Raw genomic sequence first — 24151 nt, forward strand, 5'->3', positions numbered from 1 at the left:
CCCTTGCCTCCGGTCAATCGGCCCCCGGCGACGGCCGTTCCGTGCCTCACGCCCTCGTGCGCGCGCTTCTCAGGCCGCCGCGGCCGTAACGGCCGGCGCCGGTCGCTCGCCCTGCGCCCGAAGCCGCTCCAGGAAGGCGGCGGCGAGGCGCCCGCGCGTCGCCGGATCCTCGCTGCCCTGGCGCAGGAGCACGCGGTTGTCCTTGCGCACGATGTGGGCATGGACCGGAACCTGCAGCGGCGGCGCGCTCGGCCGCAGGTCGGCGGCCAGCCCCTGCGGTCCGCCGCTGAGGCGGTGGATGCCCAGCCCCAGGCAGCCGACCCGGAGCCGGGCCAGGGCGATCAGGTCCTCGAACGGGGCGGGCGGCGGGCCGAAGCGGTCCACCACCTCGCTGCGCAGGGCCTCCACCTCCTCGGGGTTCGTGAGGCGCAGGAGACGGGTGTAGAGGCTGAGCCGCACCTCGGGCTCGGGCACGTAGTCGGCCGGCACGGCACCCGAGAGGCCGAGGCGGATCTCCGGGTTCCAGTCCTCGGCCGGCTCGCCCTTGGCCGCGCGCAGGGCCAGGTGCAGCAGGTGCTGGTAGAGCCCGAGCCCGATGAGCTTGACGTGGCCGGCCTGGTTCTCGCCGACGAGATCGCCGGCCCCGCGCAGGTCGAGGTCCCGGGCGCTGATCGCGAAGCCCGCGCCGAGGCGGTCGAGGGCTTCCAGCGTCCGCAGGCGCTTCTCGGTGGCGGGCGTCAGCGGCCGGTCGGGGCGGCTGAGGAGGTAGACCACGCCGCGGCGCTGGCCGCGCCCGACCCGGCCGCGCAGCTGGTGCAGCTGCGACAGGCCGAAGCGCTCCGCATCCCAGACCAGCATGGTGTTGGCGCGCGGCACGTCGAGCCCGCTCTCGATGATGCTGGTGGCCAGCAGCACGTCGCCCTCGCCGTCGGCGAAGCGCACCATCACGTCGTCCATCTCGGCGGCGTTGAGCTCGCCATGGGCCACCCGGGTCTGCAGGTCCGGCACCAGCTTGGCGAGGCGCGCGGCCATCGGGGCGATGTCCTCGATGCGCGGGCAGACGACGAAGCTCTGGCCGCCGCGCCGGTGCTCGCGCAGCAGGGCGTCGCGCATCGCCTCGTCCTCGAAGGGCGCGATCACGGTGCGGATGGGCTGGCGCACGGACGGCGGCGTGGCGATGACGCTGAGGCTCTGGAGCCCCACCAGCGCGCTCTGCAGGGTGCGGGGGATCGGGGTCGCCGTGAGCGTGAGCACGTGGCCGTCGCCCGCCGCCTCCCGCAGCCCCTGCTTGATCCGGGCGCCGAAGCGCTGCTCCTCGTCGATGACCATCAGGCCGAGATCGGCGAAGCCCACGCCCTTGGCCGCGAGGCAGTGCGTGCCGACCACCAGGCGGATCGTGCCATCGGCCAGCCCCGCCTTCACCCGCTTGGCCTCGGCGGCCGAGACGAGGCGGGACAGGTGGGCGACCGCGATGCCGAAGCGGGCGAAGCGCCGGGTGAAGGTCTGCACGTGCTGGCGCGCCAGCACCGTGGTCGGGGCGACGATCGCCACCTGCTTGCCGGCGAACACCGCGGCGGCCGCGGCGCGCAGGGCCACCTCGGTCTTGCCGAAGCCGACATCGCCGCAGACGAGGCGGTCCATCGGCCGGCCCGAGGCGAGGTCGGCGGCCACGCCGCTCACCGCCGCCGCCTGGTCGGCGGTCAGGGCGAAGCCGAAGCCGGCGGCGAAGCGCTCCAACTCCCGGTCCGGCGGCACCAGCACCGGCGCCCGGATTTCCCGGCGCTTCTCGGCATCCGCCAGCATCACCCGGGCGGCCCGGGCCATGCAGGCCTCCGCCTCCAAGCGACGGCGTCCCCAGGATCCTTTGGCCCAGCTTCCGCCCTCCAGCTTGTCGAGGGTCACGGCCTCGGCCTCGGAGCCGTAGCGCCAGATCCGGTCGGCCTGCGAGACCGGCACCATCAGGATGCCGTCGCCGGCAAAGCGCAGGCGCAGGGCGTCCTCGCTTCCGCCGTCGCCGGTGCTCACCGCCTCCAGGCCCTCGAACACGCAGAGCCCGTTGTCGCGGTCGACGGCGACGTCGCCGATGCGCAGCTCGACCTCGCCGATGGGCAGGATGGCGCTCGGGCCCCCGGCCGCGACCGTTGCGGCGCGGGCGCCGAACAGGTCGGCGGCGGCCACCACCGCCATCCCCGCGCCGGGCACCCGGAAGCCCGCCTCGATCGGGGCCTCCAGGCTGAGGAGCGCGCCGGGCTTGGCCGCGACGGCCTCGGCCCAGTCCCGCACCGTCCGGGCCTTGCGGCCCAGCGCCCGCTCGGCGATGCGCACCAGCCGCGCCAGGGGCTCGGCCGGCCCCGTGAGGAGGATGCGGTCGCCCGCCTTCAGGCGCTCGCGCAGGGTCTCGGCCAAGGCCGTGTTCGGCCGGGCCTTGCGCACGAAGGCCGGCATCGTGAGATCCTCGGCCCCCTGAGCCCCTTGAGTCTCTTGGGCCTCGGCGACCCGGCGTGCCGCGAGCTGGGCCGCCCAGTCCTCGGGACCGAGGTAGAGGCCGCCGTCATCGGCCCCGCCGCGCCGGGACCGGGCCGCGGCCTCGCGGCCCTCGGCGATCTGCTCGAAGAAGGCCTGCGCCCGCTCCTCAGCCCCGTCCTCGACCACGAGGCGCGCCTCGGGCACCTGGTCGAGGACGGTGACGAGGGACGGGTAGAACCGGGCGAGGCCGTGTTCCTGGCCGGTGAAGGGCGCGAGCCGGCTCTCCGAGCCCTCGGGCAGGACGATCTCCGTGGCGGGGTCGATCACGAGCAGGTCGGCATCGGCCAGCGAGCGCTGCGAGACCGGATCGTAGGAGCGGATCGCGGTGACCCGGCCCGCCTCGTACTCGATGCGGCAGGGGCGGTCGGCGGCGGCCGGGAAGACGTCCACGGTCCGGCCCCAGACCGCGACCTCGCCGGGCTCGTCGACCCGGTCGTCCAGGATGTAGCCGAGGCGCTGCAGGAAGGCCGAGACGGCGCACGGATCGAGGGCATCGCCGACCCGGACCTCCAGGCGCGCCTGCGCCCAGGTCTCGGCCGGGGGCACGCGCTGGATCAGGGCGGGAGCGGTGGTGAGGACGATGTCGGGCAGGGCGGCCGTGTCGGTGAGCCAGCGCAGCACGCCGGTGCGCGCGCCCATCACCCCGCGCGAGGGCGATGCCCGGTCGTAGGGCAGGCAGTCCCATTCCGGGTAGATCGCGACGCTGCGCTCCGGCGACAGCGCCCGCAGGATCTTCGCGATGACGTCGAGCCGGTGGCTCTCGCGGGCCATGTGGACCAGGGGCTTGCCCGTCCGGGTCAGGTCTAGGAGGGCGACGGCCAGGGCGCCGGTGGGCACCAGCGGAGCCACGATCTCGGGGCCGGCCGGGGCGGCCTGGGCGGCTGCCGGGCGGTCCGTTCCGGGTTCCTTGCCGGCGGCTTTGCCCGGTGCCTTGCTGGTTTCCGGGCTCGAGTCCGGGCCGGATGCCTCCCGGGACACCGGCTCGGCCGCCGTCCCCGCAGCCTTGCGGGAGGCGGATTTCGGGGCCGCCTTGGCGCGGGGCGCCCTGGTCGCCGCTCTGCTCGGTACTTGGCTCGATTCCCGGCTCGGTACTTGGCTTGATTCCTGGCTCGGTACTTGGCCCGATTCCTGGCTCGGTTCCTGGGAAGTCACGGTCGAAGCGGGAGACGACGCGGTCCTGCGTTTTGCCATCTGGGGTGTGCGCTGCCCGGCTCGAGGAGAGGTCTCGGGAAACGCGTCCGGAGGGCCCCCGGCTCCGTGCTTTCGCCCGCCGTCCCCAGTTTGTCGCAGGCCTGTGGATTACATCTCCGGGTCGGGGGCTGCCTCCAGGCGGCCCTGCGCGATGGCCGCCTGGAAGGCGGCGAAGTCGGCCTCGTTCTGGTCGCCATAGGCGAAGGCCCAGTCGGCCAGGGCCTCGCGCAGGTCGCAGTGCCGGTCCCGTCCGCAATAGCCCGCGATGGCGGCGGCATCCCCCGTGCGGGCATGCGCCCGCGCCAGCAGGGCGCCGTAGGCCCAGGAGAAGTAGATCAGCGGCTGGCCGGTGAGGCCGGCCACGGGGATGTCGCCCTTCATGTTCTTCATCTGGCGCACGTAGAACGGCCGGCCCTCGATCGTGGTCCAGCCCAGCAGCGGGTCGCCCACGGCCTGGAGCAGGCGCTGGCCGTAGATCACCCGCTCGCCCTCGTGGTCGCCATAGGCGTCCGGCATGCCCGCGAGGTAGGGGGCATGGGCCGGCGTCACCGCCTCCTTGACCTGGAGGAAGAGGACGTCCTGGTCGGAATTGCCGCACAGGAGGGCGACGTAGGCCCGGGTGCCGACGCTGCCGACCCCGACGACCCGGTGGGCCACGTCCACCACGTGGTAGCGGCTCAGCATGAACCGGCGTTCCCGCGGCAGGGTCTCGGCATAGTGCTCCAGCCCGCCGATCACCGCCTCGCGCGTCTCCGCATCGACGCCCGTGAGGATCGGGGGCTCCTCCTTGAAGCGCCAGCCGCCGTCGGTGCGGCGCTCGCCGACCCGGGCGAGCAGGCTCTTGTTGTGCTTCTTGCGCGCCTTCTCCACCGCCTTGGTGATCACCGCCTCGGAATGGGCGTCGATGGTGAGGCCGGCGAAGTCGAGCTGGTCGGCCCGGGCCGCCTGGTGCCAGACGTCGAGGGGCCCCTGCGGCGCCAGCTCGGTCATGGTGTGCTGGTAGCCCGCCACCGCCGCGAGGGTGGCCTCGCGGCGCTCGGCCTTCGCGACTCCGTCGGTGCGCGCCGCCACCTCGATGCTGGCGACGAGGCGCTTCAGGTCCCATTCCCAGGGGCCGATCGTGACCTCGTCGAAGTCGTTGAGGTCGAGGACGATATCGCGCTGGGGCGTGCCGAACAGGCCGAAATTCGCCAGGTGGGCGTCGCCGTTCATCACCACCGCGATGCCGCTGCGCGGGGTGTGGGCGAGGTCCCAGGCCATGACGTGGGCGGCCCCGCGCAGGAACGCGAAGGGCGAACTCGCCATGCGGGCGACCCGCAGGGGAATCAGGTGCTCCTGGCGGCCGCGATGGGCGGTCTCGATCAGCGAGACGGGGTCCGGCCGGTTGTCCGGCGGGGTCCAGGTCGCGTGGGCGGCATGGGGCACGACCTCGCGCAGGGCCTTGCCGGCGTGCCGGCGCTTGTCCCACGGCTCGCCGGCCTCGCGCAGGTTGATGCGGGGGATGTCGGCCAGGGGCGCCAGCAGGATGTCCTCGGCCTCCTGCTGGATCGCCTCCTGCTGCAGGCCCTCTCGCTGGAGGCCCTCTCGCTGCAGGCCCTCTTGCGGGAGACCGGTCGCGCTCGACCCGTCAGCGCGGAGGCTGACATCCTGGGGGCATTCCATACACGGTCCTCACACGCGACTTCGTGAAGGACAAATCTTGACCGTTTGCGATCGTTCCCGGGGCAACACGTCTCAGGACCGGGATTCATCCCGGGGCGGAGGCACGGCCGGGACGACCGCCGGGACGATGGGATGCAGGTGAGCGTTGCGCCGGCCTGCGTTCGAGCCCGGTCGTCCGCCCGGATCGGGAGGATGAGGATCGACGACGCGCCGTCACGGCGCGGACGTGCAGGCTGGAGGCCGGGGTCCGGATTTGAACCGGACGTACGAATCCTTGCGGGGATCCTGGCTCGACACTCACCCACCTGGCCGAGATCCAAGAAGCATGGATTTCGCGGCGCGACAAGTCGAATGTGCTTTGAGGAGAGCGGCGTTGTTAGCGAATTCTTAAGAGCATCCCGGTCTTCGCCGGTTCCTTCATCTTGCCTGTCCGCCCGCCATCGGCGCGATGCTTGCCTGGACGGCCGGCGCCCCTGCGAGCCCGCGCCGATTGACCCGCAGCGGCAAACCGCGTTCTTGAGCGCGGCGATTCAGGAGTGCTTGAACGATGTCCGTAACGTCCGTCCCGACGACGCCCTATGACGACCAGAAGCCGGGCACGTCCGGCCTGCGCAAGAAGGTCCCGGTCTTCCAGCAGGCGCACTACGTCGAGAACTTCGTCCAGGCGATCATCGACTGCATTCCCGACCGGGCGGGCGCGACCCTGGTGCTCGGCGGCGACGGGCGCTTCCTGAACCGCCAGGTGGTGCAGACCACCCTGAAGATCGCGGCCGCCAACGGCTTCGCCCGCGTGCTGGTGGGCCAGGGCGGCCTGCTCTCGACCCCGGCCGCGTCCTGCGTCATCCGCAAGCACGGCGCCATCGGCGGCATCATCCTGTCGGCGAGCCACAACCCGGGCGGGCCCGACGGCGATTTCGGCATCAAGTTCAACACCGCCAACGGCGGCCCGGCCCCCGAGACCGTCACGGCGGCGATCCACGCGCGCACCCAGGCGCTGAGCGCGTACCGCATCGTCGAGGGACCCGACCTCGACCTCGACACGATCGGCGAGACCCGGCTCGGCGACATGACCGTCGCGGTGATCGACCCCGTCGCCGACTACCTCGCGCTGATGCGCGAACTCATCGACTTCGACGCGATCACGCGCCTGTTCGCCGGCGGCTTCCGCATGCGCTTCGACGCCATGAGCGCGGTCACGGGCCCCTACGCCCACGCCATCCTGGAGGGCGTGTTCGGGGCCGAGCCCGGCACCGTCCTCAACGGTACGCCGCGGGAGGATTTCGGCGGCCACCATCCGGACCCGAACCCCGTCCACGCCCACGACCTCTACGCGCTGATGCTGAGCCCCGCGGCGCCGAACCTCGGCGCGGCCTCGGACGGCGACGGCGACCGCAACATGATCGTGGCCCCGGGCCTGTTCGTGACGCCGAGCGACAGCCTGGCGATCCTGGCCGCCCAGGCCCACCTCGCCCCCGGCTACGCGCGAGGCCTGGCGGGCGTCGCCCGCTCCATGCCGACGAGCCGGGCCCTCGACCGGGTCGCGGCGTCGCTGGGCATCCCCGCCTACGAGACCCCCACCGGCTGGAAGTTCTTCGGCAACCTGCTCGATGCCGGCCTGATCACCCTTTGCGGCGAGGAGAGCGCCGGCACCGGCTCGAACCACGTCCGCGAGAAGGACGGGCTCTGGGCCGTGCTGATCTGGCTCAACATCCTGGCGGTGACGGGCAAGCCGGCCCAGGACGTGGTGCGGGGCCACTGGGCCCGGTTCGGGCGCGACTACTACACCCGGCACGATTACGAGGAGATCGATTCCGAGGCCGCCAAGCGCCTGATGGAGGGCCTGCGCGCCAAGCTCGCCACCCTGCCGGGCACGACGTTCGGCACCCTCACGGTCGCGGCGGCGGACGACTTCCGCTACGTCGATCCCGTCGACGGCTCGGTCACCGCGCAGCAGGGCGTGCGCGTCACCTTCGCGGAGGATGCCCGGGTGGTCTACCGCCTCTCCGGCACCGGCACGGCGGGGGCGACCCTGCGGGTCTACATCGAGCGCTACGAATCCGCCCCCGACCGGCTCGAATTGCCGGTGGCGGAGGTGCTGGCCCCGGTGGTGGCGGTGGCCAACGAGCTCGCCGACATCGCCGCGCTCACCGGCCGCTCCGAGCCGAGCGTCATCACCTGAGGCCCAGGGTCTCCCATCGGGGCCCGTGATCCGGCGTCGCGGGCCGGAACAGGTCCGGGCGCCGGTCCCTTGTCCCCGCATCGATTCGAACGGTGCGAGGAGACGGGCTGACATGACGCTGCAAGGCAAACGCGCGCTGATCACGGGCGCGGATTCGGGCATCGGGCAGGCGACGGCCGAGCTGTTCGCCCGCCAGGGCGCCGACGTGGCGATCACCTACAACACCGACGCGGACGGTGCCCGCGAGACCGCGCGCCGGGTCGAGGCGGCGGGCCGCCGCTGCCTCGTGATCCAGAACGACGTCGGCGACCCGGCCTCGGTGGAGGCGACCTTCGCGCAGGTGGCCCAAGAGCTCGGCGTCCTCGACATCCTGGTGAACAATGCCGGCCAGGCCATGAGCGGCATGCCGGTGGCCGAGATGGACGACGGCAAGCTGGAGCAGATCCTGCGCGTCAACCTGATGGCCCCGGTCTTCTGCGCCCGGGCCTTCATCAAGGTTCGCCGGGCCCAGGGCGGGCGCGGCAAGATCGTCATCGTCTCCTCGGTGGCCCAGCACCTGCCCACCCCGGAGAGCGCCCCCTACGGCATGTCCAAGGCGGGCGTCGGCTCCCTCTGCCGCAGCCTGGCGCGGGAGCTGGCCGAGGACCGGATCAACGTCAACAACGTGGCACCCGGCCTGATCGAGACGCCGATGACCCGCGACCGCTTCGAGAACCCGGACAAGCTCGCCCAGTCCCTGGAGCGCATCCCGTGGCACCGGGCCGGCCAGCCGGACGAGATCGCCAAGGCGATCCTCTACCTCGCCTCGGACGATGCCGACTACGTCACCGGCCACACCCTGGTGGTCGATGGCGGCCTGACCATGCAGTGGGGCGGCGCCTGAGGCGCCCGGCGCGGCGGCCGGGCGCAGGCCACGCGGCGCGTCAGGCGGCCGCGATCGCGGCCGCACGGTCGCGATAGGTCCGCAGGGGGCGGCCCAGGAGCGCGGTGAGGCGCGCGACGTCGCCGGGCTCCGGGACCATGCCGTCGGTGAGGAAGCGCTCGGCCATCAGGCGCATGTCGTAGGCCATCCAGCCCGGCATGAACGCCTGCAGGGTCCGCTCGAACCCGACGGTGTCGTCGCCGCCATAGGCGACCGGGCGGCCCAGCACCTCCGACCAGATCCTGGCCACCGCCTCGCCCGTCAGGGTCTCGGGGCCGACGACGTTGATCCGCTCGCACGGAATTGGACCCTCGGCCTGCGCGCGGCGCAGCAGCGCCAGGGCGGCCACCTCGGCGAGGTCGCGCTCGTCGACCATGGCGAGTCCCTTGGCGCCGATCGGCATCGGGTAGATGCCGTGCTGGAGGACGACGTCCTTGATCGTGTGCTCGTTGCTCATGAAGTAGGCGGGCCGCAGGATGGTAGCCTCGAAGCCCATCGCCTCGATCATCCGCTCGACTCCGAACTTGCCCGCGAAGTGCGGGACGTTCACGTAGACGTCGCTGTGGATCACCGACAGGTAGACCACCCGCCGGATCCCGGCCTCCTTCGCGACGTTGAGCGCGATCAGCGCCTGGGTGACTTCGTCCGCCGCCACCGCGTTGAGCAGGAACAGGGTGGAGGCGCCCGCGAAGGCGCGGCGCAGGGACTCCACGTCGAGCAGGTCGCCCGGGACGACGGCGACGCCGGCCGGGAGGGCGGCCTTGGCCGGATCGCGCACCAGGGCGCGCACGTCGGCGCCCCGTCGAACGAGCTGGTCGACGACCGCGCGACCGATGGTGCCGGTGGCGCCTGTGACGAGGATGGTGCCTGTGGTGCGGTTGGGCATGGGGATTCTCCGGCTTGCCGTGGTGACGGTCCCAGAGATGCGTGATCCACACAGACGCCGAAAGCCGCTCAATCTAGACGGTCCGTCTCGCATGTGGAACGCTGGGTCGGGGAACACGGGGCGGGGGAACACAGGTGGCGGACCGCATGGATCTCCTCGCCCTCGCCGACTTCAATCTCGTCGCCCGCCACGGCGGGTTCGGGCGCGCCGCCCGGGCGGCCGGACGTCCGAAGGCGACCCTGTCGCGCCGGGTCTCGGAGCTGGAGGCCGCCCTCGACCTGCGCCTGTTCGAGCGCGGCGGCCGCACGCTGACGCTCACCGAGGAAGGGCGCGCCCTCCACGCGCGGACGGGGGTGTTGCTGGCCGAGCTCGACGAGACCGCGGCGGCCATCGCCTCGGGCAGCGCGACGCCGCGTGGCCGTCTGCGGATCAGTGCGCCGCTCCTGTTCTCCCAGGTCGCCATGGGGAAGCTGGCGGCTGCGTTCGCGATGACCCACCCGGAGGTCCGGCTCGAAGTCACCACGGAGGACCGGGCCGTCGACATGGTCGAGGAGGGCTACGACCTCGCCATCCGGGTCGATCCCGAGGCCGATGCGAGCTTGGTCGGGCGCATCGTCCTGCGCGACCACCTGGTCGTCGTGGCGAGCCCGAACCTCGCCCGGCCAACCGGCGACCGGCCCGTGCCGGCCGTGGTTCGCGGCTCGGGCGGCGGCGATGCCTGGTCCATGCGCACCCCCGGCGGACCGTCGCCCCTCGCCTTCGAGCCCGTGCTGCGCCTGTCGTCGCTCATCATGGTGCGCGATGCGATCCGGGCCGGCATCGGCGCGGGCCGGCTGCCGATCTCGCTGGTCAGCCGAGACCTGGCTGCCGGCACCCTGGTGCGGTGGGGCGACATCGACGGCCCCGACATCGCGCTCTGGGCGCTCTATCCCTCGCGCCGGCTGCTCAGCGCGCGGGTCGCGGCCTTCCTCGATCACCTGAAGCGGGCCTTTCCCCACGGCACGCCGGAGGAGCTGGCCGCCTATGTGGGGCCTGAGTCAGAGGTGTGAGGTCGGGGGCGTGAGGTCGGGGCGCGGCTGCCGCCGTGCCCGTCCGTGAATCGCCCCGCGACCGACCGGGCGCGCAGGGCCCGCCGCTGCGGACGCGGCTAGCGCGGGTTCTGCCAGGTGGTCGCGGCGGGCGCGATGAGGACCGGGGTCAGGCTGCCGGTGGCGGCCGGGGCAGCGGGGCGGACCGGCGCGGCGCGCTCCTCGGCCACCCGCAGCTTGCGCGGGGCGACCGCGGCCCGCCGGGCGGCGCGCACCCGGCGACGGCGCGGGCGGGGGCTCTCGGAGGTCGCGCCGATATAGCCGCCGACGATGCCGCCCACGACCGCACCCACCGGTCCGCCGACCAGGGCGCCCGCCACCGCGCCGGTGCCCACGCCCACCGTGGTCTTGCTCGCGGCCATCGCGGCCTGCGGCGCCGCGAGGGCGCCGATGAGCAGCAGTGCGGAGGTCAATGCCTTCATGGTCCCCGTAACCCCTTGAATCCGGCTGCGGTCCCTGGCGGGCCACCGTGACCAAATCGGGGCCGCACCGTGCCGGGGCGCGGTTTCGGCCCCTCGACGCCGACGCCCGGCCGGGCCTGTGCTTTCCGCACATCAGTCGTCGCGGCCGGCGCCCGCGGTCTCGGTCGGGAGAAGGGCGAGAAGATCGGAGAACGCCGGGCGCGCGCCGAGATCGGGCCCCGTGCAGGCCCGCTCCAGATCGCGCCAGGGGCCGGATTCGAGGCCCGCAAGGGTGAGGAGTTCGCCCAGGAGCAGTCCCCAGGCCCGGACTTCGATCCGGCGCAGGGCCGTGCCGGCGGGGCCCTCGGGCAGGGTCGAGGCGGCGCCGAAATCGCTGACCACGGCGGCGCCGTCCGTGCCGTCCCACAGGATGTTGTGGCCGTAGAGGTCGCCGTGCAGGATCCGGCGGGCGTGGAGATGGGCGCAGGCCTCCGCCGCGCCCCGGGCGATGCGCAGGGCCACCGCCGGCGTCAGAGCGAAGCCGGGCGCGTAGACGTCGCGGCTGCAGCTCTCCAGGCTCGGGGGCCCGGCGAGCACCCGCCACGCCGCCGGCAGCAGCGGCATCAGCAGCCCCTCCGCCCCCGCCGGGTGATCGACGATGCGCCCCAGGGCGCCGGTAAGGTGCGGGTGCGCGCCGGCTGCGAGGCAGGCCGCCATCTCGCGCTCGGGCAGGCCGTCGCTGGTCATGGTGCCCTTGAACAGCTTCAGCGCGACGGCCTCGGCCGGGGCTCCGTCGCGGCGCCAGAGCGCCCGGTAGACGCGGCCCGAGGCGCCCTCGCCGAGGAGGTCGCCGGGTTCGAGCGCGTGCCAGGGCACGCCCGGCACGTCGCGGCACCCGGGCGCGTCGTCGACGGGATTGCCCGCGAAGGAGGTCCAGGCCAGGGCCGGCAGGGTGGTCAGCCAGGGCGGCAGCGCCTCCAGGCGGTTGGCGGCCAGGCGCACCAGTTCGAGGTTCGGCGCCCCCGCCAGGCTCTCGGGCAGCGCCGTCAGGGCATTGCCCGAGAGCATGAGCTTCTGCAGCCGCGGGCGCTGCCCGAGGGCGTCCGGCAGGGTGGCGATCCGGTTGTCCGTGAGGGTGAGCCAGCGCAGGGCGGGGGGCAGGGCCTCGCCCGGCACCTCCACCAGCCCGGTGCCGCGAAAGCCGACCTGGCTCAGGGCCGGGCATTCCCCCAGGACCGGCGGCAGGCGGGTGAAGCGGCTGCCCGAGCAGAACAGCACGCGCAGGTGCCGCAGGCGGCCGAACTCCGCCGGCAGCGCCGCGAGGTGGCTGCCGCTGAGATCCAGCAGCTCGAGGGTGTCGGCGAGCCCGAAGATCTCGGGCGGGAATTCGGTGAGGCCGGGGGGGAAGCGCAGGGCCCGGGCCCCGGCGCAGTCGCCCCGGCGCAGGGCCGTCAGCAGATCCTGGGTCATGTCGGGGACGCGGGGAGGGGGAGCCGGATCATGCCCCCGGTTCTAGCGCGGGCGCGGGGCCGGGCGCACGGCTTTTCACGCGCAGGGCCGCGGCCCGGCCGGCACCGGCGCGCGGATGGGCGGCGTCGAAGGCCTCCATCAGGCGGGCGGCGTCGATCTTGGTGTAGAGCTGCGTCGTGGCGAGCGAGGCGTGGCCGAGCAGCTCCTGGATCGCCCGCAGCTCGCCCTGGCGCGCCAGGAGGTGGGTGGCGAAGGAGTGGCGCAGGGCGTGCGGCGTCGCGCTCGGGGGCAGGCCGAGCCCGCCGCGCATCGCCGCCACGGCGTACTGGATGACCCGCGGCGAGAGCGGGCCGCCCTTGGCGCCGACGAAGAGCGGGCCGTCCGGCGCCAGGGCGTAGGGGCAGGCCGCGACATAGGCCGCCACCGCCGCGGCGACCACCGGCAGCACCGGCACCATCCGCATCTTGCCGCCCTTGCCCAGCACCGTGACGGCGTCGACCCCCGGCACCTGCGCGTCCCGGGCGGTCAGCCCGAGGGCTTCCGAGATGCGCAGGCCCGAGCCGTAGAGCAGGGCCAGCACGGCCGCGTCGCGGGCCAGGATCCAGGGCTCGCGGGTCTCGCCGGCCCGCAGTTCCGGCCCGGTCATCGCCCGGGCGGCGTCGATGGGGATCGGGCGCGGCAGGCGCCGCTCCACCTTGGGCGAGCGCACGGCGCCCAGAGCCGCCACGGTGCCGTGGCCCTGGCGCTCGAGGTGGCGGGCGAAGGAGCGCAGGCCCGCCAGCGCCCGCATCAGCGAGCGTCCGCCGACCCCGTCCGCCCGGCGCGCGGCCATGAAGGCGCGCACGTCCCGGGGCTTGAGCGCGACGAGCTGGGCGATGCCGGGGCGGCCGTGCCGCCCGGCGCAATGGGCCAGGAACTGGCGCAGGTCCCTTGCATAGGCCTCGACGGTGTTGGGCGACAGGCGGCGCTCGCGGGCGAGCTCGTCCTGCCAGGCCCGGGCCTCGGCGAGCAGGCCCGCATCCCCCGGAAACGCCAGGGCGTCGGCGGGCAGGGGGGACGGGTCGGGTGCGGAGGAGGCCATCCCGCCACTGAAGCCCGAGAGGCGTTGACGCTCCGTTGCCGAAGGGCCGCGCGGGCGGGGCGGGACGGACCGTCCGGGAGACCGGGCGGGCGATCGCACGGCGTTACGCCGCTCCCCGCAAGGCCTCCGGTGCCGGCTCCGCGATCGCACCGGATTGCAGGACGGTGGCCAGCAGACTGCCCATCTCGGCGAGGGGGCGAGGCTTGCTGAAAAGGTAGCCCTGCAGCTCGTCGCAGCCCTCGACGCGCAGCATCTCCCTCTGCTCGTTCGTCTCGACACCTTCCGCGAGGACTTTGATGTTGAGCGCTCGACCCAGACCGATGACCGCGCGGATGATCTCGATACTGCCTTCGTCCTTCGCCATGCCCTGGACGAAGGAGCGATCGATCTTGATCTTGTCGAAGGGAAACAGGCGAAGGTAGCTCAGGGACGAGTACCCCGTCCCGAAGTCGTCCATCGAGATCCGGATGCCACGGGCGCGCATCGTGTGCAGGGTGTCGAGCGTGGCCTCACCGTCCTGCATCAGCACGGACTCGGTGATTTCGAGCTCCAGCCGCTGGGCGGCGAGACCGGAGGCATCGAGGGCGCTCCAGACATGGTCGAGAAGGGTGCTTCGGGTGAACTGGACCGGCGAGAGATTCACCGCCACCCTGAGCTCCGGCGCCCAGCCCATGGCATCCGTACACGCCTGCTTCAACACCCAGGCGCCGATCTCGTGGATGAGGCCGATTTCCTCGGCGATCGGGATGAAGGCGGCCGGTGGCACCATCCCCCGCACGGGATGTTTCCAGCGCAGGAGCGCCTCGAAGCCCACCAGGCCGCCCGCACCGGCCTCGAGGAGGGGCTGATAGAAGACCTCGAATTGCTGCTTGGCGAGCCCCGCGCGAAGATCGCGCTCCAAGGCCAGGCGCGCGAGGCGCTCGCCATCCATCTCCGGGCTGAACAGCTCCCAGGTTCCACGCTGGCGGACTTTGGCGCGGTAGAGCGCGATGTCGGCGTTGTGCAGCAGCGTCTCCGCGCTTTCTTCGGCATCGGTCGTCAGCGCGATGCCGATGCTGGCGCCCACGTGAACGGTCCGGCCCTCCAGCTCGAAAGGGTGCTGCAGGGTGGCGATCAGCCGCTCCGCGAGAGCCGCGGCGTGTTCCGGTCGTTCGCCGCCGCAGGCGACGACGGCAAACTCATCGCCGCTGAGCCGCGCCGCGAAGATCGACGCGCCGGCGGCGGCCGAGAGCCTTTTTCCGACGCCCTTGAGCAACGCGTCGCCGCAGGCATGACCGAAGCTGTCGTTCACGGCTTTGAAGCCGTCCAGATCGAGGTACAGCAGCGCGACGGCGCCGGGCCGATGGCTCCGCTCCAGGACCTGTCGGAGATGCTTGCCGAACATCAGCCGGTTCGGAAGTCCGGTGAGCAGATCGCGCTCGGCCAGGAACAAGGCGTGCCGGCGCTCGTCGTCGAGTTCGCGGGTCCGCTCGGTGACGCGCTGCTCCAGGTTCGCGTTCAGCTGCGCCAGGGAGCGGTTCAGCTCATGAAGCGCCAGGCTCTTGCTCTCCAGCAGGGTCTCCGCCTGCTCCCGGGCACTCGTCTGACGCGCGAGGCGTCGTTCCAGGCGTCGGACTTGATCGAGCAGGACCGCCGTCGGCGCGTCGGTGGCGAGGGACATGTCAGGAGTCCAGGAGGGTGATCGTGATGCGCGTGTAGGCGCCGCGGGCGTTGGTTGCGGGCTCGCACGCCATGTGGACCGGCTGCTGGACGTGAGCGGCCGCGCCCTTGATCACGCCGACGGCGAGCGCCGACAGCGGCTTGCAGCTGTAATAGCCCAGGGTGAGCTGACGTTCGGTCCGCTGCTCCGACAGGAAAGAGGGGAGCTCAGCGTCTGGATAGAGCTTCCGCACCTCCGTTTCGTGGAAGTCGTCGATGCCCTCGAGGATGTCGAACAGCCCGCGCTGCTGCGTGAAGAAGTGCGGAGCGTAGTTGACCCAGCGCTCGAAGCAGTGGGTGCCAAAGGCGTCGAGGGTGTCTGGCAGCGATTTGCCCGTGGCGCGCGTCAGCGCCACCAGCAGCGCCACCGCCTCCTGGAAGGGATAGCTTCCGATGCTGGTATAGCCGCCATCATGCGGCAGCTGGGCGGCCTCGATGATGTCATCCACCATGTTGGCGCCATGCAGGGCTTCGACATGGCGGAACAACTCCGTGAAGACCAAGCCCTTCATATGCCTAACCCGTATTGACGTTCTCGTTTCCGCTTTGCATAGACGCGAGACTCTTAACGTCGTGTAATGACGGTATTCATCGCGGCTCTTGGCAAGTTCGGCGCCGGCGAAAGCGTCGTTAATAAATTGAGATCGGGTTCAGTCGGGTGACGACGCGGCGCGTATCCCGGGTCAATGCTGCATATCCACCGGCATGCGCCGCCGCGACGTCCCGGAACCCCGCGTCTCGGCGCAGCGCCAGGCCCCGCCAGGCCCCGCCAAGCCCCGCCGACCCTCGTCGAGGCCTCAGCGTCAGCGGCACGCCCCGGACGGAAACGGACGGGCCGAAAGCCCCCTTCCCGGACGGACAGGCCCGGGCCCGGCTCCTCTCCGAAGCGACGCCCCGCAGCGCCTCCGAGCCGCACGGAGGCTGGCGGCGCTGGGTCCGGAGCGCGCCCCGCTCCCGGGCCTTCACCCCCGCCCCATCCGCGCTGCCAGAAATTCCCAGATCCGCGCCTCGGCCCGGCGGGATTCCGGCAGGCCGAGGAGGGGGTAGACGTGCATCAGGCCGGGCTCCTCGTGATAGGCGAGGGGGACCTCCTCCGCCCGGGCGCGGGCGGCGAGGCGGCGGGCATCGGCCACCAGGATGTCGTGGGTGCCGCAGACGAGTGCGATCGGCGGCAGGCCCCGCAGGGTGCCGAAGAGGGGGCTGACCCGCTCGTCCGTGGGGTCCCAGGCGCCCGCGTACCAGCGCCCGAGGGTCCGCACGCCCGGGCGCATCAGCATCACGTCCCGGGGTTCGATCCGGGCCTGGGACGGGTCCGAGGTGGTGACGTCGAGCCAGGGCGCGATCAGCACGAGGCCGGCGGGGCCGGGGAGACCGGCGGGGCCGGCCTCACGGACCTGCATCGCCAGGGACAGGGCGAGGCCGCCCCCGGCGGAATCGCCCATCAGGACGATCGGCGCCTCGGGGTCGGCCTCGGCGCAGGCCCGGTAGACCGCCATCACGAAGGCGCTCGCCTACGCGCAGGCATGCTCCGGCGTCAGCGGGTAGAGCGGCACCGTGACGGTGAGGCCCGTGGCCGAGACCAGCCGGGCGATGAAGCGCCAGTGGATGCGGGTGATCGGGCTCGTATAGGCGCCCCCGTGCAGGTAGATCACCCGGCCCGCGCGGGCTCCCGGGCTGGGGCCCCCCGTGCGCGGCGCCCGCGCCCCCGTGCGCGGCGCCCGTGCCCCCGTGCGCGGCGCGAGGGTGTAGACCTCGAAGCCGTCGCGGGTCTCCCAGGTCACCGCCAGGGTTCGGCGCATGGCCGGCGTCGGCCGGGCCGGGCGCGGGCGCCGGGCCACCGCCGCCTCGGGGTCGCGGTCCGCCTCGGCGAGGTCGCGCCGTCGCCCGGTGAAGCGGATCGCCAGGGCCAGCAGGCGCGCGGCGAGGCTGGTCACAGCCGGGCCGCGATGGTGTCGCCCACCCGCAGGGCGTTGGCGATGATCGTCAGGGTCGGGTTCACGGCCCCGATCGAGGGGAAGAAGCTCGCATCGGTGACGTAGAGGTTGTCGAGGCCGTGGGCCCGGCAGTCGAGGTCGAGCACGGAGGTGGCCGGGTCCGCGCCGAAGCGCAGCGTCCCGGCCTGGTGCGCGGTGCCGCCGATGGGCGTGTCCTTGCCGAGGTAGAGCGAACGGTCGAACAGGTGCGGGTGCACGTCGAGCTTGCCGCAGAGGTCGCGCAGCTTCGCCTTGAGGCGGAGATGCCCTTCCATGTTGCTCTCGGTGAGGTCGAGGCGGACCCGTCCGCCTTCGTAGAAGATCCGGTTCTCCGGCCGGGGCAGGTCTTCCGAGGTCAGCCAGAAGTCGAGGGAATGCTTCGCGATCCAGTCGAAGGGCTTCTCGGGAAACCATTGCAGGAAGCCCGGCAGGCCCTCGCCGTGGATCTGCGTGCCGTCGGACTTGCCGACCATCTGGATGTGGCCCAGCGGGAAGTCCCAGTCGTCCGAGCCGAAGTAGAAGTCGTTCAGCCCGAGGGTCTTCTGGAACTTCGTCGGGTTCGGGGTGCGCGAGACCGCCAGCACGGTGGCGTTGTTGTGGCGCATGTAGTTGCGCCCGACCTGGCCGGAGGCGTTGGCGAGCCCCTGCGGGTGCGCGTCGTTGGCCGAGCGCAGCATCAGCAGCGCCGAGGAGAGGGCGCCGCAGGCGACCACCACGACGTCGCCCGTCACCGTGCGGCGCTGCCCCGCGCGCACGAGCTCGACCCCGGTGATCGCACGCCCGCTCGGGCCGGTGAGGAGGCGCTCCACGTAGGCGCCGGTCCAGAGGGTCAGGTTCGGGTACTGGGCGAGCGCCGGGTCGACGCAGATGATCTGCGCATCGGCCTTGCCGTTGGTCAGGCAGGGATAGCCGTCGAAGGCGTCGCAGCGGATGCAGGCCGAGTGCGGTAGGGCCTGGCCGTCGCGCTCGTCGAGCAGCACGCCCACCGGCAGGTGGAAGGGCCGGTGGCCCTCGCGCTTCAGCCCGTCGAAGAGCTCCTGGATGCGCGGCTCGTGGGAGACCGGCGGGTAGGCGTAGGGCTTGGCCGCCGGGGGCTCGGTGGGGTCCTCGCCGCGCAGGCCGTGCACGTGGAAGAGCTCCTCCGCGGCCTGGTAGTAGGGCGCGAAGGTATCGTACTTCACCGGCCATTCGGGTGCGTCGCCGTCGGGGTGGTGCACCACATCGAAGTCCTGGCTTCGCAGGCGGAGCAGCACCGAGCCGTAGACCTTGCTGTTGCCGCCCACGTAGTAGTGCAGGCCCGGGTGGAAGCTGCGCCCGTCGGCGCCGTACCAGGTCTCGGGCGCCTGGTAGCGCGCATCCACGAACACGGCCTGGCTGTCCCAGTTCTCGCGCTCGCGCGGCAGGTAGCCGCCGCGCTCCAGCAGCAGCACGCGCTTGCCGGTCTGGGCGAGGCGCCAGGCCATGGTGCCGCCGCCGGGGCCCGAGCCCACGATGACCACGTCGTAATGCTCGTCGCTCATGGGTGTCCTTCGCTCATGGGGAGGCCTTCCGCTCGTTGGGTCCTTCGCGGGGCTGAGCCTCGGGCGGATCGGGCCATCGATGCCAGCGCCGTGCCGGCCCGCCGGCGGGGTCGCGCCGACGTGAGGCATCCGACGCTTCGAACGTTTGAACCGGGGCGCGGGTGCCGCGTTCAACCGCCGATGGCATCACGTTCGCTTGGGGACGCCGGCGCTCGGAGCCGGCGTCCGCCCCGGGGCGTCGTCGCCGTCGCCGGGGCCATCCCGGCATCGCCCGGGGTTCGCGCGCGCGCCCGTCACAGGTCTGGACCGCTCCTTGCTCACCCTCAGCCTCGTCGTCGCCTTCGCGGTCCGGCTCCTCCTGGTGCTGCTGTTCCTGCCCTTCAGCGCCCTGGACAAGGTCCTGAACTTCCGGGGCGCGGTGGGCCAGGCCCGCGAGCGGGTCTCCAGCACCGGCCTCGCCCGCGCGCTCATCCTCGCGGGGCTGTTCGTCGAGGTGGTGATGTCGGCGGGCATCCTCACCGGCATCGCCGACCGGGCCGCGGCCTTCGTGCTCGCCGGCTATTGCGGCGTCACCGCCCTCCTGTGGAAGCAGTTCTGGCGCCCGGGCGATTTCTGGGCCGGCAGCGACAGCAAGGGCCGGGGCCTGTTCTGGGATTTCCTGAAGAACTTCGCCCTGGCCGGCGGGTTTCTGCTCATCACCTTCGGCACCGGGGCGGACACCGTGCGGCTCTTCCTCGCCGATCCGCTGGCCTCGTCGCAGCCCTACCGCACCACCCCCGTCTCCGAGCCCGCCCGGGCGATTCCCTGAGAGATTCTGGAGGAAGTCCATGAGCGACGCGACCGCCCCCGAGAAGCCCCGCGTGCCGTACTGGCACCTCTGGACCGACGCGGAGGGCGTCAGCCACCAGACCCGCTGCGCGCTGACCGATTTCGACATGAAGTCGATGCAGCCGCCCGCCGATCCGCAATGGCAGGGCAGCAAGACCCATGACGGCGCCACCGTGATGGTCACGGTGCAGCCGGTGGGCTGGACCGGCGCCTGGCACGAGAACCCGAAGCCGCAATGGATCATCCCGCTCTCCGGCCGCTGGTTCGTCGAATCCATGGACGGCACCCGGGTCGAGATGGGACCTGGCGAGATCTCCTTCGGGGAGGACCAGAACACCAAGGCCGTCGACGGGCGCCAGGGGCATCTCTCCGGCACCGTCGGGCCTGAGCCCGCCGTGCTGATGGTGGTGCAGTTCGATCGCCCGCCGACCGTCGCCACCCCGTGCCGGTTCCGGTAGCCCCGTGGCCGGTTCCGTTGGCCCCATGACCGGTTCCGGTAGCCCCGTGGCGTCCAGGCGCGAAAACCCGGGCTTCGAGGTCGTCGATCCGCGCTTTGCCGGGTACATGCTCGGCAATGCCGAACTCGAGGAGATCGCCACGGGCTTCCGCTGGATCGAGGGGCCGGTCTGGTTCGGGGATGCCGACTGCCTGCTGTTCCAGGACCTGCCCCGCGACCGCACCATGCGCTGGAGCGAGGCCGAGGGCCTGTCGGTCTACCGGTCGCCCTCGCACTTCGCCAACGGCCAGACCCGCGACCGCCAGGGCCGCCTGATCGCCTGCTCGCACCGGAACCGCTGCCTGACCCGGACCGAGTACGACGGCGCCGTCACCACCCTGGTCACCCACCATGCCGGGCGCCGCCTCAACGCCCCCAACGACGTCGTGGTGGCCTCCGACGGCGGGATCTGGTTCACCGACCCGGTCTACGGCATCGCCAACGACTACGAGGGCGGCCGCCAGACCTCCGAGCAGCCGCCGGCGCTCTACCGCCTGGATCCGGGCTCGGGCGAGGTCCGCGCCATGGCCACCGATTTCGACGGCCCGAACGGGCTCGCCTTCTCCCCCGACGAGCGCCGGCTCTACGTGGCCGAGACCGGCGACCAGAGCCGGCCGAACCCGCGCCAGGTCATCCGCGTCTTCGACGTCGGGCCGGACTTCGCCCTTTCGGGCGGCGGGGACTTCCACACCGTCTCGCCGGGCTACTGCGACGGGATGCGGGTCGACGAGGACGGCAACGTCTGGAGCAGCGCCGCCGACGGCGTCCACTGCATCGACCCGGCCGGCCACCTCTTGGGCAAGATCTTCGTGCCCCACCGGGTCTCGAACCTCACCTTCGGCGGCCGGATGAAGAACCGCCTGTTCATCGGCGGCTCGCACACCCTCTACGCGATCTTCCTCAACCGGCGCGGCGCGCAGACGCCGTGAGCGCCGATCCGCTCCGCCTCAGCCGCATCCGCCTTGTCAGTGCCGATCCCGAGGCCCTGGCGGTGTTCTTCACCACGGCACTCGGGTTTTCCCGCGTGACCTCGACACGACCTCTGGTCGACCAGCGAACCACTTCGGGTGAAACGCGCGTGTCCCTCCGGCTCGGCGCGCAGGCCGTCGACCTCGTGGGATTCGCCCGGGCGGGCCGGCCCTATCCCGACGCTGTGCCGGGCTGGAGCCCCCTGTTCCAGCACATCGCCCTCGTGGTCTCGGACATGGCCGCCGCCTATGCACGCCTCGTCGCCTGCCCGGGCTGGTGCCCGATCTCCACGGCCGGGCCGGAGCGCCTGCCCGCGGCCTCGGGCGGGGTGACCGCCTTCAAGTTCCGCGACCCCGAGGGGCATCCCCTTGAATTCCTTGCGTTTCCCCCCGGTGGTATACCCGCGGCCTGGCGCCGGGCGGGGCCGGAACCCTGCCTCGGCATCGACCACTCGGCGCTGTCGGTGGCGGAGACCGCGGCCAGCCTCGCCTTCTACGCGGGTCTCGGCTTCTCGGTGGCGTCGCGCTCCACCAATGTCGGCCCGGCGCAGGCCCGCCTCGATGGCGTGCCCGACCCGCACGTCACCGTGACGGGCCTGAGCCCGCCGGGAGCCCCGACGCCGCACGTCGAACTCCTTGCCTATGCAGGCGAATTTCCCCGGGGTGGGTACGTCTGCGGTGACCATGACATCGCCGCCACCGTGCTGGTCTTCGCCGGCGCCGAGGGCGCGCCCCGCCGGCTCCGCGACCCCGACGGCCATCGGCTCTGGCTGACCTGAGACCCGCGCCCGGAACAGCCCGCCCGCAGGTCCGGTTGGCGAATCCGACGCCGTCGCGCGCGCTAGCTGGACCGCTGTCCCGCCTGCGTGGTGATCCAAGCCAGCGCGTCCGTCAGATCGAGGAAAGGCGCAGGCCTCGGATAACCAAGGTTGCCGAAACCCACCTCGAGGAACCAGTGTCCGGCCTCCGCGCCATGGTCTGCCGAGAGTTGGATCAGGATCGCCACGAGGAGGCCCTCGGCCATGACCAGCTGGCCTTCCTCATCGCTGCTCTCTGTCCGGATCCGGACGGGCTGGAGGCTCAGAGTCATGGGCCGGGTGGCCTCTTCTGATGCAAGTAGGCGGGATCGAATTCCGCACGGTTCGTGAGCGCATCCCAGTCGTGGATGACGAGGCGCTGCCCCTGGAGGGTCAGCAGCCCCTGACCGCGCAATTCCTGCAGCACACGGTTGACGTGAACGTTCGAGACGCCGATCGCGTCGGCGATGTCACCCTGGGTGAGGGGCATCTCGCAGCCGAAGTCCCGCGCCAGTCCCATGGCGTGCAGCTTCAGGTAGATCTCGCAGAACAGGTGGGTGATCCGGCCGAGCGTCGAGCGCCGTCCGATATTGGTCATCCACTCCCGGAAGATCGCCGCATCCACGAGGGTATCCCGCCAAAGGGCGGCCGTGATGCCGGGATGGTTGCGGGTGAGGTCGAGCATCGCCTCGTGCGGGATGAAGGCCAGGGTGCAGGCCGTCAGGGTGCTGAGGCTATGGTCCATCACCGGCAGGTGCAGGCTCTGCAGATCGGGGATGTCGCCCGGGATGTGAACCGACAGGATCTGGCGCTTGCCCTCGTCGAGGAGCTTGTAGCGGAAGGCCCACCCTTCGAGCAGGAGGCAGCACTGCTTGGGATGGTCGCCGTCGCGCACGATGTCCTGATGGGCGCTCAATTGACGGCGCGTGACCGGCAGGCGTTCGATCGCCTGACGCTCGACGTCCGAGACGGTAATGATCGTCTCCAGTTTTCGAATGAGCAGGCTAAGATCGGTGCCGGCGGCAAGGCTCATTGCGAAAGTGCCTTTCTCGGGCAGGTTTGGCGTGGGCAGAAATGACGCATCGGAACTCCGTGAATCGACCGGTCCGCGTAATCCTTACCTCTTAACATGGAAGCAGGACGGGGAGGTGCGCGCCTTGGCTGAGTCTGCCCGTCTGGATCGACCCCCGCGTCCTGCGAGGAGGTCAGTTCCCCAATGGGCCTGCATTAACAATGCGGAAACGTGCGCATTAACAAATGGCAGTGACAGAGCCGCCTCTACGGGGCAGTCTGAAATTATCACGCGGATGTGAATTGGTTTTTGGCCAATGGAAGTGATCCCCGATCTTATCGGAGAACGGGGCCGGAGCATGGAAAACCTCCGACAGGACTTGGTACGCAACCATCTCCTGGCGACAATGAAACCCGGTGATTTCGCTCGCCTCCAGCCCGATCTCGTCCGGGTTCGGACGCACCTGGACCAGACCCTCATCGTCCCGAACGAACCGGTGCTGCGGGCGTATTTTCCCGAAACTGGCTATGCCTCGGTCGTCGCTGGTACGGATCGGAGCCGGATCGAAGTCGGCGTCATCGGACCCGAGGGGCTGATCGGCGCCACGCCGGTCCTGCTGGGAAGCGACCGAACCCCACACCGCACCTTCGTCCAGGTCCCGGGGGAAATGCTGGCGGTCGACACCGCTCGTCTCGGGGCCGCAGTGGAGGTGTCGTTCTCGCTCCGCACGTGCCTGCTCCGCTTCGTTCAGACCCATCTTATCCAGATCGGCCAGACCGCCTATGGGCATGCGATGCTGCCCCTTCAAATCCGGCTGGCCCGTTGGATTCTCATGTCGCATGACCGGGTGGGCGGGGATGAGATGCCCGTCACCCACGCGTTTCTGGCCCAGACCCTGGGATCCCAACGTTCCGGCGCGACCCTCAGTGTGCAGGCGCTCGAGGCACGGCGACTGATCACGGCCCGGCGCGGTCGGATCACGGTTCGGGATCGCAAGGCACTCGAGGCGCTCGCCGCCAGCAGCTACGGACTGCCCGAGGACGAATATCATCGGCTCATTCCGCAGGGGCCAGACCCAGAGCGCGGCGCAGGAATCTGACCCACTGTGTCCCCTCGGATGTGCGTGGCCCTTCCGGGTCCCAAAGGTGGGGTTTGGGGGCGGCTGTGGAGGCTCGAGCCGTCCCGCCCCTATCGGAGCGCTGAACTTCCGAAGAAGCCCTTCGATCGGAAGATGGAGAATCTGTCTCCTCACTCACCGGGATCATCCATGATTGCGGCGCGCCGGGTAATGTCCACGGGACGAATCCTGAAATTCCGAGCCAACCCAGGCGCCTTCAGCCAGACATTCAGCATCTCGGTCTGATGGGCAGGATTCGAGTGCTTCGAAGTTCTTTCGGGAGGACCGGACTTTTCCCGAAATTCAGCTCTCATTGATGGCGAAGTCCGATGTAAA

The 24151-nt window shown here is 71.7% G+C and carries 19 protein-coding genes, 1 tRNA gene and 1 pseudogene; 8 read left to right on the top strand and 13 right to left on the bottom strand.

Annotation, left to right across the window (positions count from 1 at the left end):
• Positions 1 to 69: 69 nt before the first annotated feature.
• The 3 genes from ASF58_RS02615 to ASF58_RS25550 form a co-directional block, all read right to left on the bottom strand.
• Positions 70 to 3297: a helicase-related protein gene (locus ASF58_RS02615; RefSeq protein WP_244477197.1), complete on the bottom strand. Its 3228-nt coding sequence runs from the start codon at positions 3295 to 3297 to the stop codon at positions 70 to 72.
• A 528-nt stretch (positions 3298 to 3825) separates the two neighbouring features.
• On the bottom strand, positions 3826 to 5379 hold the full coding sequence (locus ASF58_RS02620) for a DUF2252 domain-containing protein (protein WP_082512785.1): 1554 nt from the start codon (positions 5377 to 5379) through the stop codon (positions 3826 to 3828).
• A 234-nt stretch (positions 5380 to 5613) separates the two neighbouring features.
• Positions 5614 to 5690 (bottom strand) — tRNA-OTHER (locus ASF58_RS25550).
• A 236-nt stretch (positions 5691 to 5926) separates the two neighbouring features.
• Between ASF58_RS25550 and ASF58_RS02625 the strand changes: the two genes are divergently transcribed.
• Both ASF58_RS02625 and ASF58_RS02630 read left to right on the top strand, forming a co-directional pair.
• Entirely contained in the window at positions 5927 to 7558 is a 1632-nt protein-coding gene (locus tag ASF58_RS02625; protein WP_055946981.1) for an alpha-D-glucose phosphate-specific phosphoglucomutase, read from the top strand.
• A 112-nt stretch (positions 7559 to 7670) separates the two neighbouring features.
• A complete protein-coding gene (locus tag ASF58_RS02630) occupies positions 7671 to 8441 on the top strand; it encodes a glucose 1-dehydrogenase (protein WP_055946983.1) in 771 nt (256 codons plus the stop codon).
• 40 nt (positions 8442 to 8481) lie between these two features.
• On the opposite strand, the gene ASF58_RS02635 is transcribed toward ASF58_RS02630, so the two are convergent.
• Entirely contained in the window at positions 8482 to 9366 is an 885-nt protein-coding gene (locus ASF58_RS02635; RefSeq protein WP_055946985.1) for an NmrA family NAD(P)-binding protein, read from the bottom strand.
• Positions 9367 to 9512: 146 nt separating this feature from the next.
• Between ASF58_RS02635 and ASF58_RS02640 the strand changes: the two genes are divergently transcribed.
• Positions 9513 to 10415, top strand: a complete 903-nt coding sequence (locus tag ASF58_RS02640; protein WP_055946987.1) for a LysR family transcriptional regulator — start codon at positions 9513 to 9515, stop codon at positions 10413 to 10415.
• Between the two features lie 98 nt (positions 10416 to 10513).
• Here ASF58_RS02640 and ASF58_RS02645 read toward each other — a convergent pair whose 3' ends face one another.
• The 7 genes and pseudogenes from ASF58_RS02645 to ASF58_RS02680 all read right to left on the bottom strand — a co-directional run bounded on the left by ASF58_RS02645 (position 10514) and on the right by ASF58_RS02680 (position 18597).
• On the bottom strand, positions 10514 to 10876 hold the full coding sequence (locus tag ASF58_RS02645) for a hypothetical protein (RefSeq protein ID WP_055946989.1): 363 nt from the start codon (positions 10874 to 10876) through the stop codon (positions 10514 to 10516).
• Between the two features lie 132 nt (positions 10877 to 11008).
• Positions 11009 to 12325: a leucine-rich repeat-containing protein kinase family protein gene (locus ASF58_RS02650; protein ID WP_055946991.1), complete on the bottom strand. Its 1317-nt coding sequence runs from the start codon at positions 12323 to 12325 to the stop codon at positions 11009 to 11011.
• A gap of 28 nt (positions 12326 to 12353) precedes the next feature.
• On the bottom strand, positions 12354 to 13406 hold the full coding sequence (locus ASF58_RS02655; protein WP_082512786.1) for a tyrosine recombinase XerC: 1053 nt from the start codon (positions 13404 to 13406) through the stop codon (positions 12354 to 12356).
• A 103-nt stretch (positions 13407 to 13509) separates the two neighbouring features.
• Positions 13510 to 15066 (bottom strand): EAL domain-containing protein, encoded by a 1557-nt coding sequence (locus ASF58_RS02660; RefSeq protein ID WP_055946993.1) that lies wholly within the window; start codon positions 15064 to 15066, stop codon positions 13510 to 13512.
• A 1-nt stretch (position 15067) separates the two neighbouring features.
• Positions 15068 to 15616: a heme NO-binding domain-containing protein gene (locus ASF58_RS02665; RefSeq protein ID WP_055946995.1), complete on the bottom strand. Its 549-nt coding sequence runs from the start codon at positions 15614 to 15616 to the stop codon at positions 15068 to 15070.
• A gap of 450 nt (positions 15617 to 16066) precedes the next feature.
• Positions 16067 to 16903: pseudogene (locus ASF58_RS26945) on the bottom strand (alpha/beta hydrolase).
• Between the two features lie 131 nt (positions 16904 to 17034).
• Positions 17035 to 18597: a GMC family oxidoreductase gene (locus ASF58_RS02680; protein WP_055947000.1), complete on the bottom strand. Its 1563-nt coding sequence runs from the start codon at positions 18595 to 18597 to the stop codon at positions 17035 to 17037.
• 313 nt (positions 18598 to 18910) lie between these two features.
• Between ASF58_RS02680 and ASF58_RS02685 the strand changes: the two genes are divergently transcribed.
• Genes ASF58_RS02685 through ASF58_RS02700 form a run of 4 tightly spaced genes read left to right on the top strand, consistent with a single transcriptional unit; the run spans position 18911 to position 21668 of the window.
• Positions 18911 to 19405, top strand: coding sequence for a DoxX family membrane protein (locus tag ASF58_RS02685; RefSeq protein WP_055947001.1), 495 nt, complete (start codon positions 18911 to 18913; stop codon positions 19403 to 19405).
• A 19-nt stretch (positions 19406 to 19424) separates the two neighbouring features.
• Positions 19425 to 19883 (top strand): hypothetical protein, encoded by a 459-nt coding sequence (locus ASF58_RS02690; protein WP_055947003.1) that lies wholly within the window; start codon positions 19425 to 19427, stop codon positions 19881 to 19883.
• 25 nt (positions 19884 to 19908) lie between these two features.
• Positions 19909 to 20850, top strand: a complete 942-nt coding sequence (locus tag ASF58_RS02695; protein WP_055948675.1) for an SMP-30/gluconolactonase/LRE family protein — start codon at positions 19909 to 19911, stop codon at positions 20848 to 20850.
• Positions 20847 to 21668: a VOC family protein gene (locus tag ASF58_RS02700; protein WP_055947005.1), complete on the top strand. Its 822-nt coding sequence runs from the start codon at positions 20847 to 20849 to the stop codon at positions 21666 to 21668. Before ASF58_RS02695 ends, ASF58_RS02700 begins: the two co-directional genes overlap by 4 nt.
• A gap of 62 nt (positions 21669 to 21730) precedes the next feature.
• On the opposite strand, the gene ASF58_RS02705 is transcribed toward ASF58_RS02700, so the two are convergent.
• The gene (locus ASF58_RS02705) at positions 21731 to 21979 is read right to left on the bottom strand and encodes a hypothetical protein (RefSeq protein WP_055947007.1); all 249 of its coding nucleotides are present in this window, start codon (positions 21977 to 21979) and stop codon (positions 21731 to 21733) included.
• On the bottom strand, positions 21976 to 22719 hold the full coding sequence (locus ASF58_RS02710) for a Crp/Fnr family transcriptional regulator (protein WP_055947008.1): 744 nt from the start codon (positions 22717 to 22719) through the stop codon (positions 21976 to 21978). The genes ASF58_RS02705 and ASF58_RS02710 overlap by 4 nt, the downstream gene beginning before the upstream one ends.
• Before the next feature lie 295 nt (positions 22720 to 23014).
• Between ASF58_RS02710 and ASF58_RS02715 the strand changes: the two genes are divergently transcribed.
• Positions 23015 to 23797, top strand: coding sequence for a Crp/Fnr family transcriptional regulator (locus tag ASF58_RS02715; protein ID WP_348271564.1), 783 nt, complete (start codon positions 23015 to 23017; stop codon positions 23795 to 23797).
• The last annotated feature ends 354 nt before the right edge of the window (positions 23798 to 24151 follow it).

It is taken from the genome of Methylobacterium sp. Leaf125, assembly GCF_001423085.1.
Classification (GTDB): domain Bacteria; phylum Pseudomonadota; class Alphaproteobacteria; order Rhizobiales; family Beijerinckiaceae; genus Methylobacterium.

What these genes read in the sequence shown, in the direction of transcription:
- ASF58_RS02625 (WP_055946981.1), top strand. Translation starts at nt 5,927, where the DNA reads ATGTCCGTAACGTCCGTCCCGACGACGCCCTATGACGACCAGAAGCCG.
- ASF58_RS02695 (WP_055948675.1), top strand. Translation starts at nt 19,909, where the DNA reads ATGACCGGTTCCGGTAGCCCCGTGGCGTCCAGGCGCGAAAACCCGGGC.
- ASF58_RS02680 (WP_055947000.1), bottom strand. Translation starts at nt 18,597, where the DNA reads ATGAGCGACGAGCATTACGACGTGGTCATCGTGGGCTCGGGCCCCGGC.
- ASF58_RS02615 (WP_244477197.1), bottom strand. Translation starts at nt 3,297, where the DNA reads ATGGCCCGCGAGAGCCACCGGCTCGACGTCATCGCGAAGATCCTGCGG.
- ASF58_RS02715 (WP_348271564.1), top strand. Translation starts at nt 23,015, where the DNA reads ATGGAAGTGATCCCCGATCTTATCGGAGAACGGGGCCGGAGCATGGAA.
- ASF58_RS02710 (WP_055947008.1), bottom strand. Translation starts at nt 22,719, where the DNA reads ATGAGCCTTGCCGCCGGCACCGATCTTAGCCTGCTCATTCGAAAACTG.
- ASF58_RS02635 (WP_055946985.1), bottom strand. Translation starts at nt 9,366, where the DNA reads ATGCCCAACCGCACCACAGGCACCATCCTCGTCACAGGCGCCACCGGC.
- ASF58_RS02620 (WP_082512785.1), bottom strand. Translation starts at nt 5,379, where the DNA reads ATGGAATGCCCCCAGGATGTCAGCCTCCGCGCTGACGGGTCGAGCGCG.
- ASF58_RS02660 (WP_055946993.1), bottom strand. Translation starts at nt 15,066, where the DNA reads ATGTCCCTCGCCACCGACGCGCCGACGGCGGTCCTGCTCGATCAAGTC.
- ASF58_RS02655 (WP_082512786.1), bottom strand. Translation starts at nt 13,406, where the DNA reads ATGGCCTCCTCCGCACCCGACCCGTCCCCCCTGCCCGCCGACGCCCTG.
- ASF58_RS02630 (WP_055946983.1), top strand. Translation starts at nt 7,671, where the DNA reads ATGACGCTGCAAGGCAAACGCGCGCTGATCACGGGCGCGGATTCGGGC.
- ASF58_RS02650 (WP_055946991.1), bottom strand. Translation starts at nt 12,325, where the DNA reads ATGACCCAGGATCTGCTGACGGCCCTGCGCCGGGGCGACTGCGCCGGG.
- ASF58_RS02665 (WP_055946995.1), bottom strand. Translation starts at nt 15,616, where the DNA reads ATGAAGGGCTTGGTCTTCACGGAGTTGTTCCGCCATGTCGAAGCCCTG.
- ASF58_RS02645 (WP_055946989.1), bottom strand. Translation starts at nt 10,876, where the DNA reads ATGAAGGCATTGACCTCCGCACTGCTGCTCATCGGCGCCCTCGCGGCG.
- ASF58_RS02640 (WP_055946987.1), top strand. Translation starts at nt 9,513, where the DNA reads ATGGATCTCCTCGCCCTCGCCGACTTCAATCTCGTCGCCCGCCACGGC.
- ASF58_RS02705 (WP_055947007.1), bottom strand. Translation starts at nt 21,979, where the DNA reads ATGACTCTGAGCCTCCAGCCCGTCCGGATCCGGACAGAGAGCAGCGAT.
- ASF58_RS02690 (WP_055947003.1), top strand. Translation starts at nt 19,425, where the DNA reads ATGAGCGACGCGACCGCCCCCGAGAAGCCCCGCGTGCCGTACTGGCAC.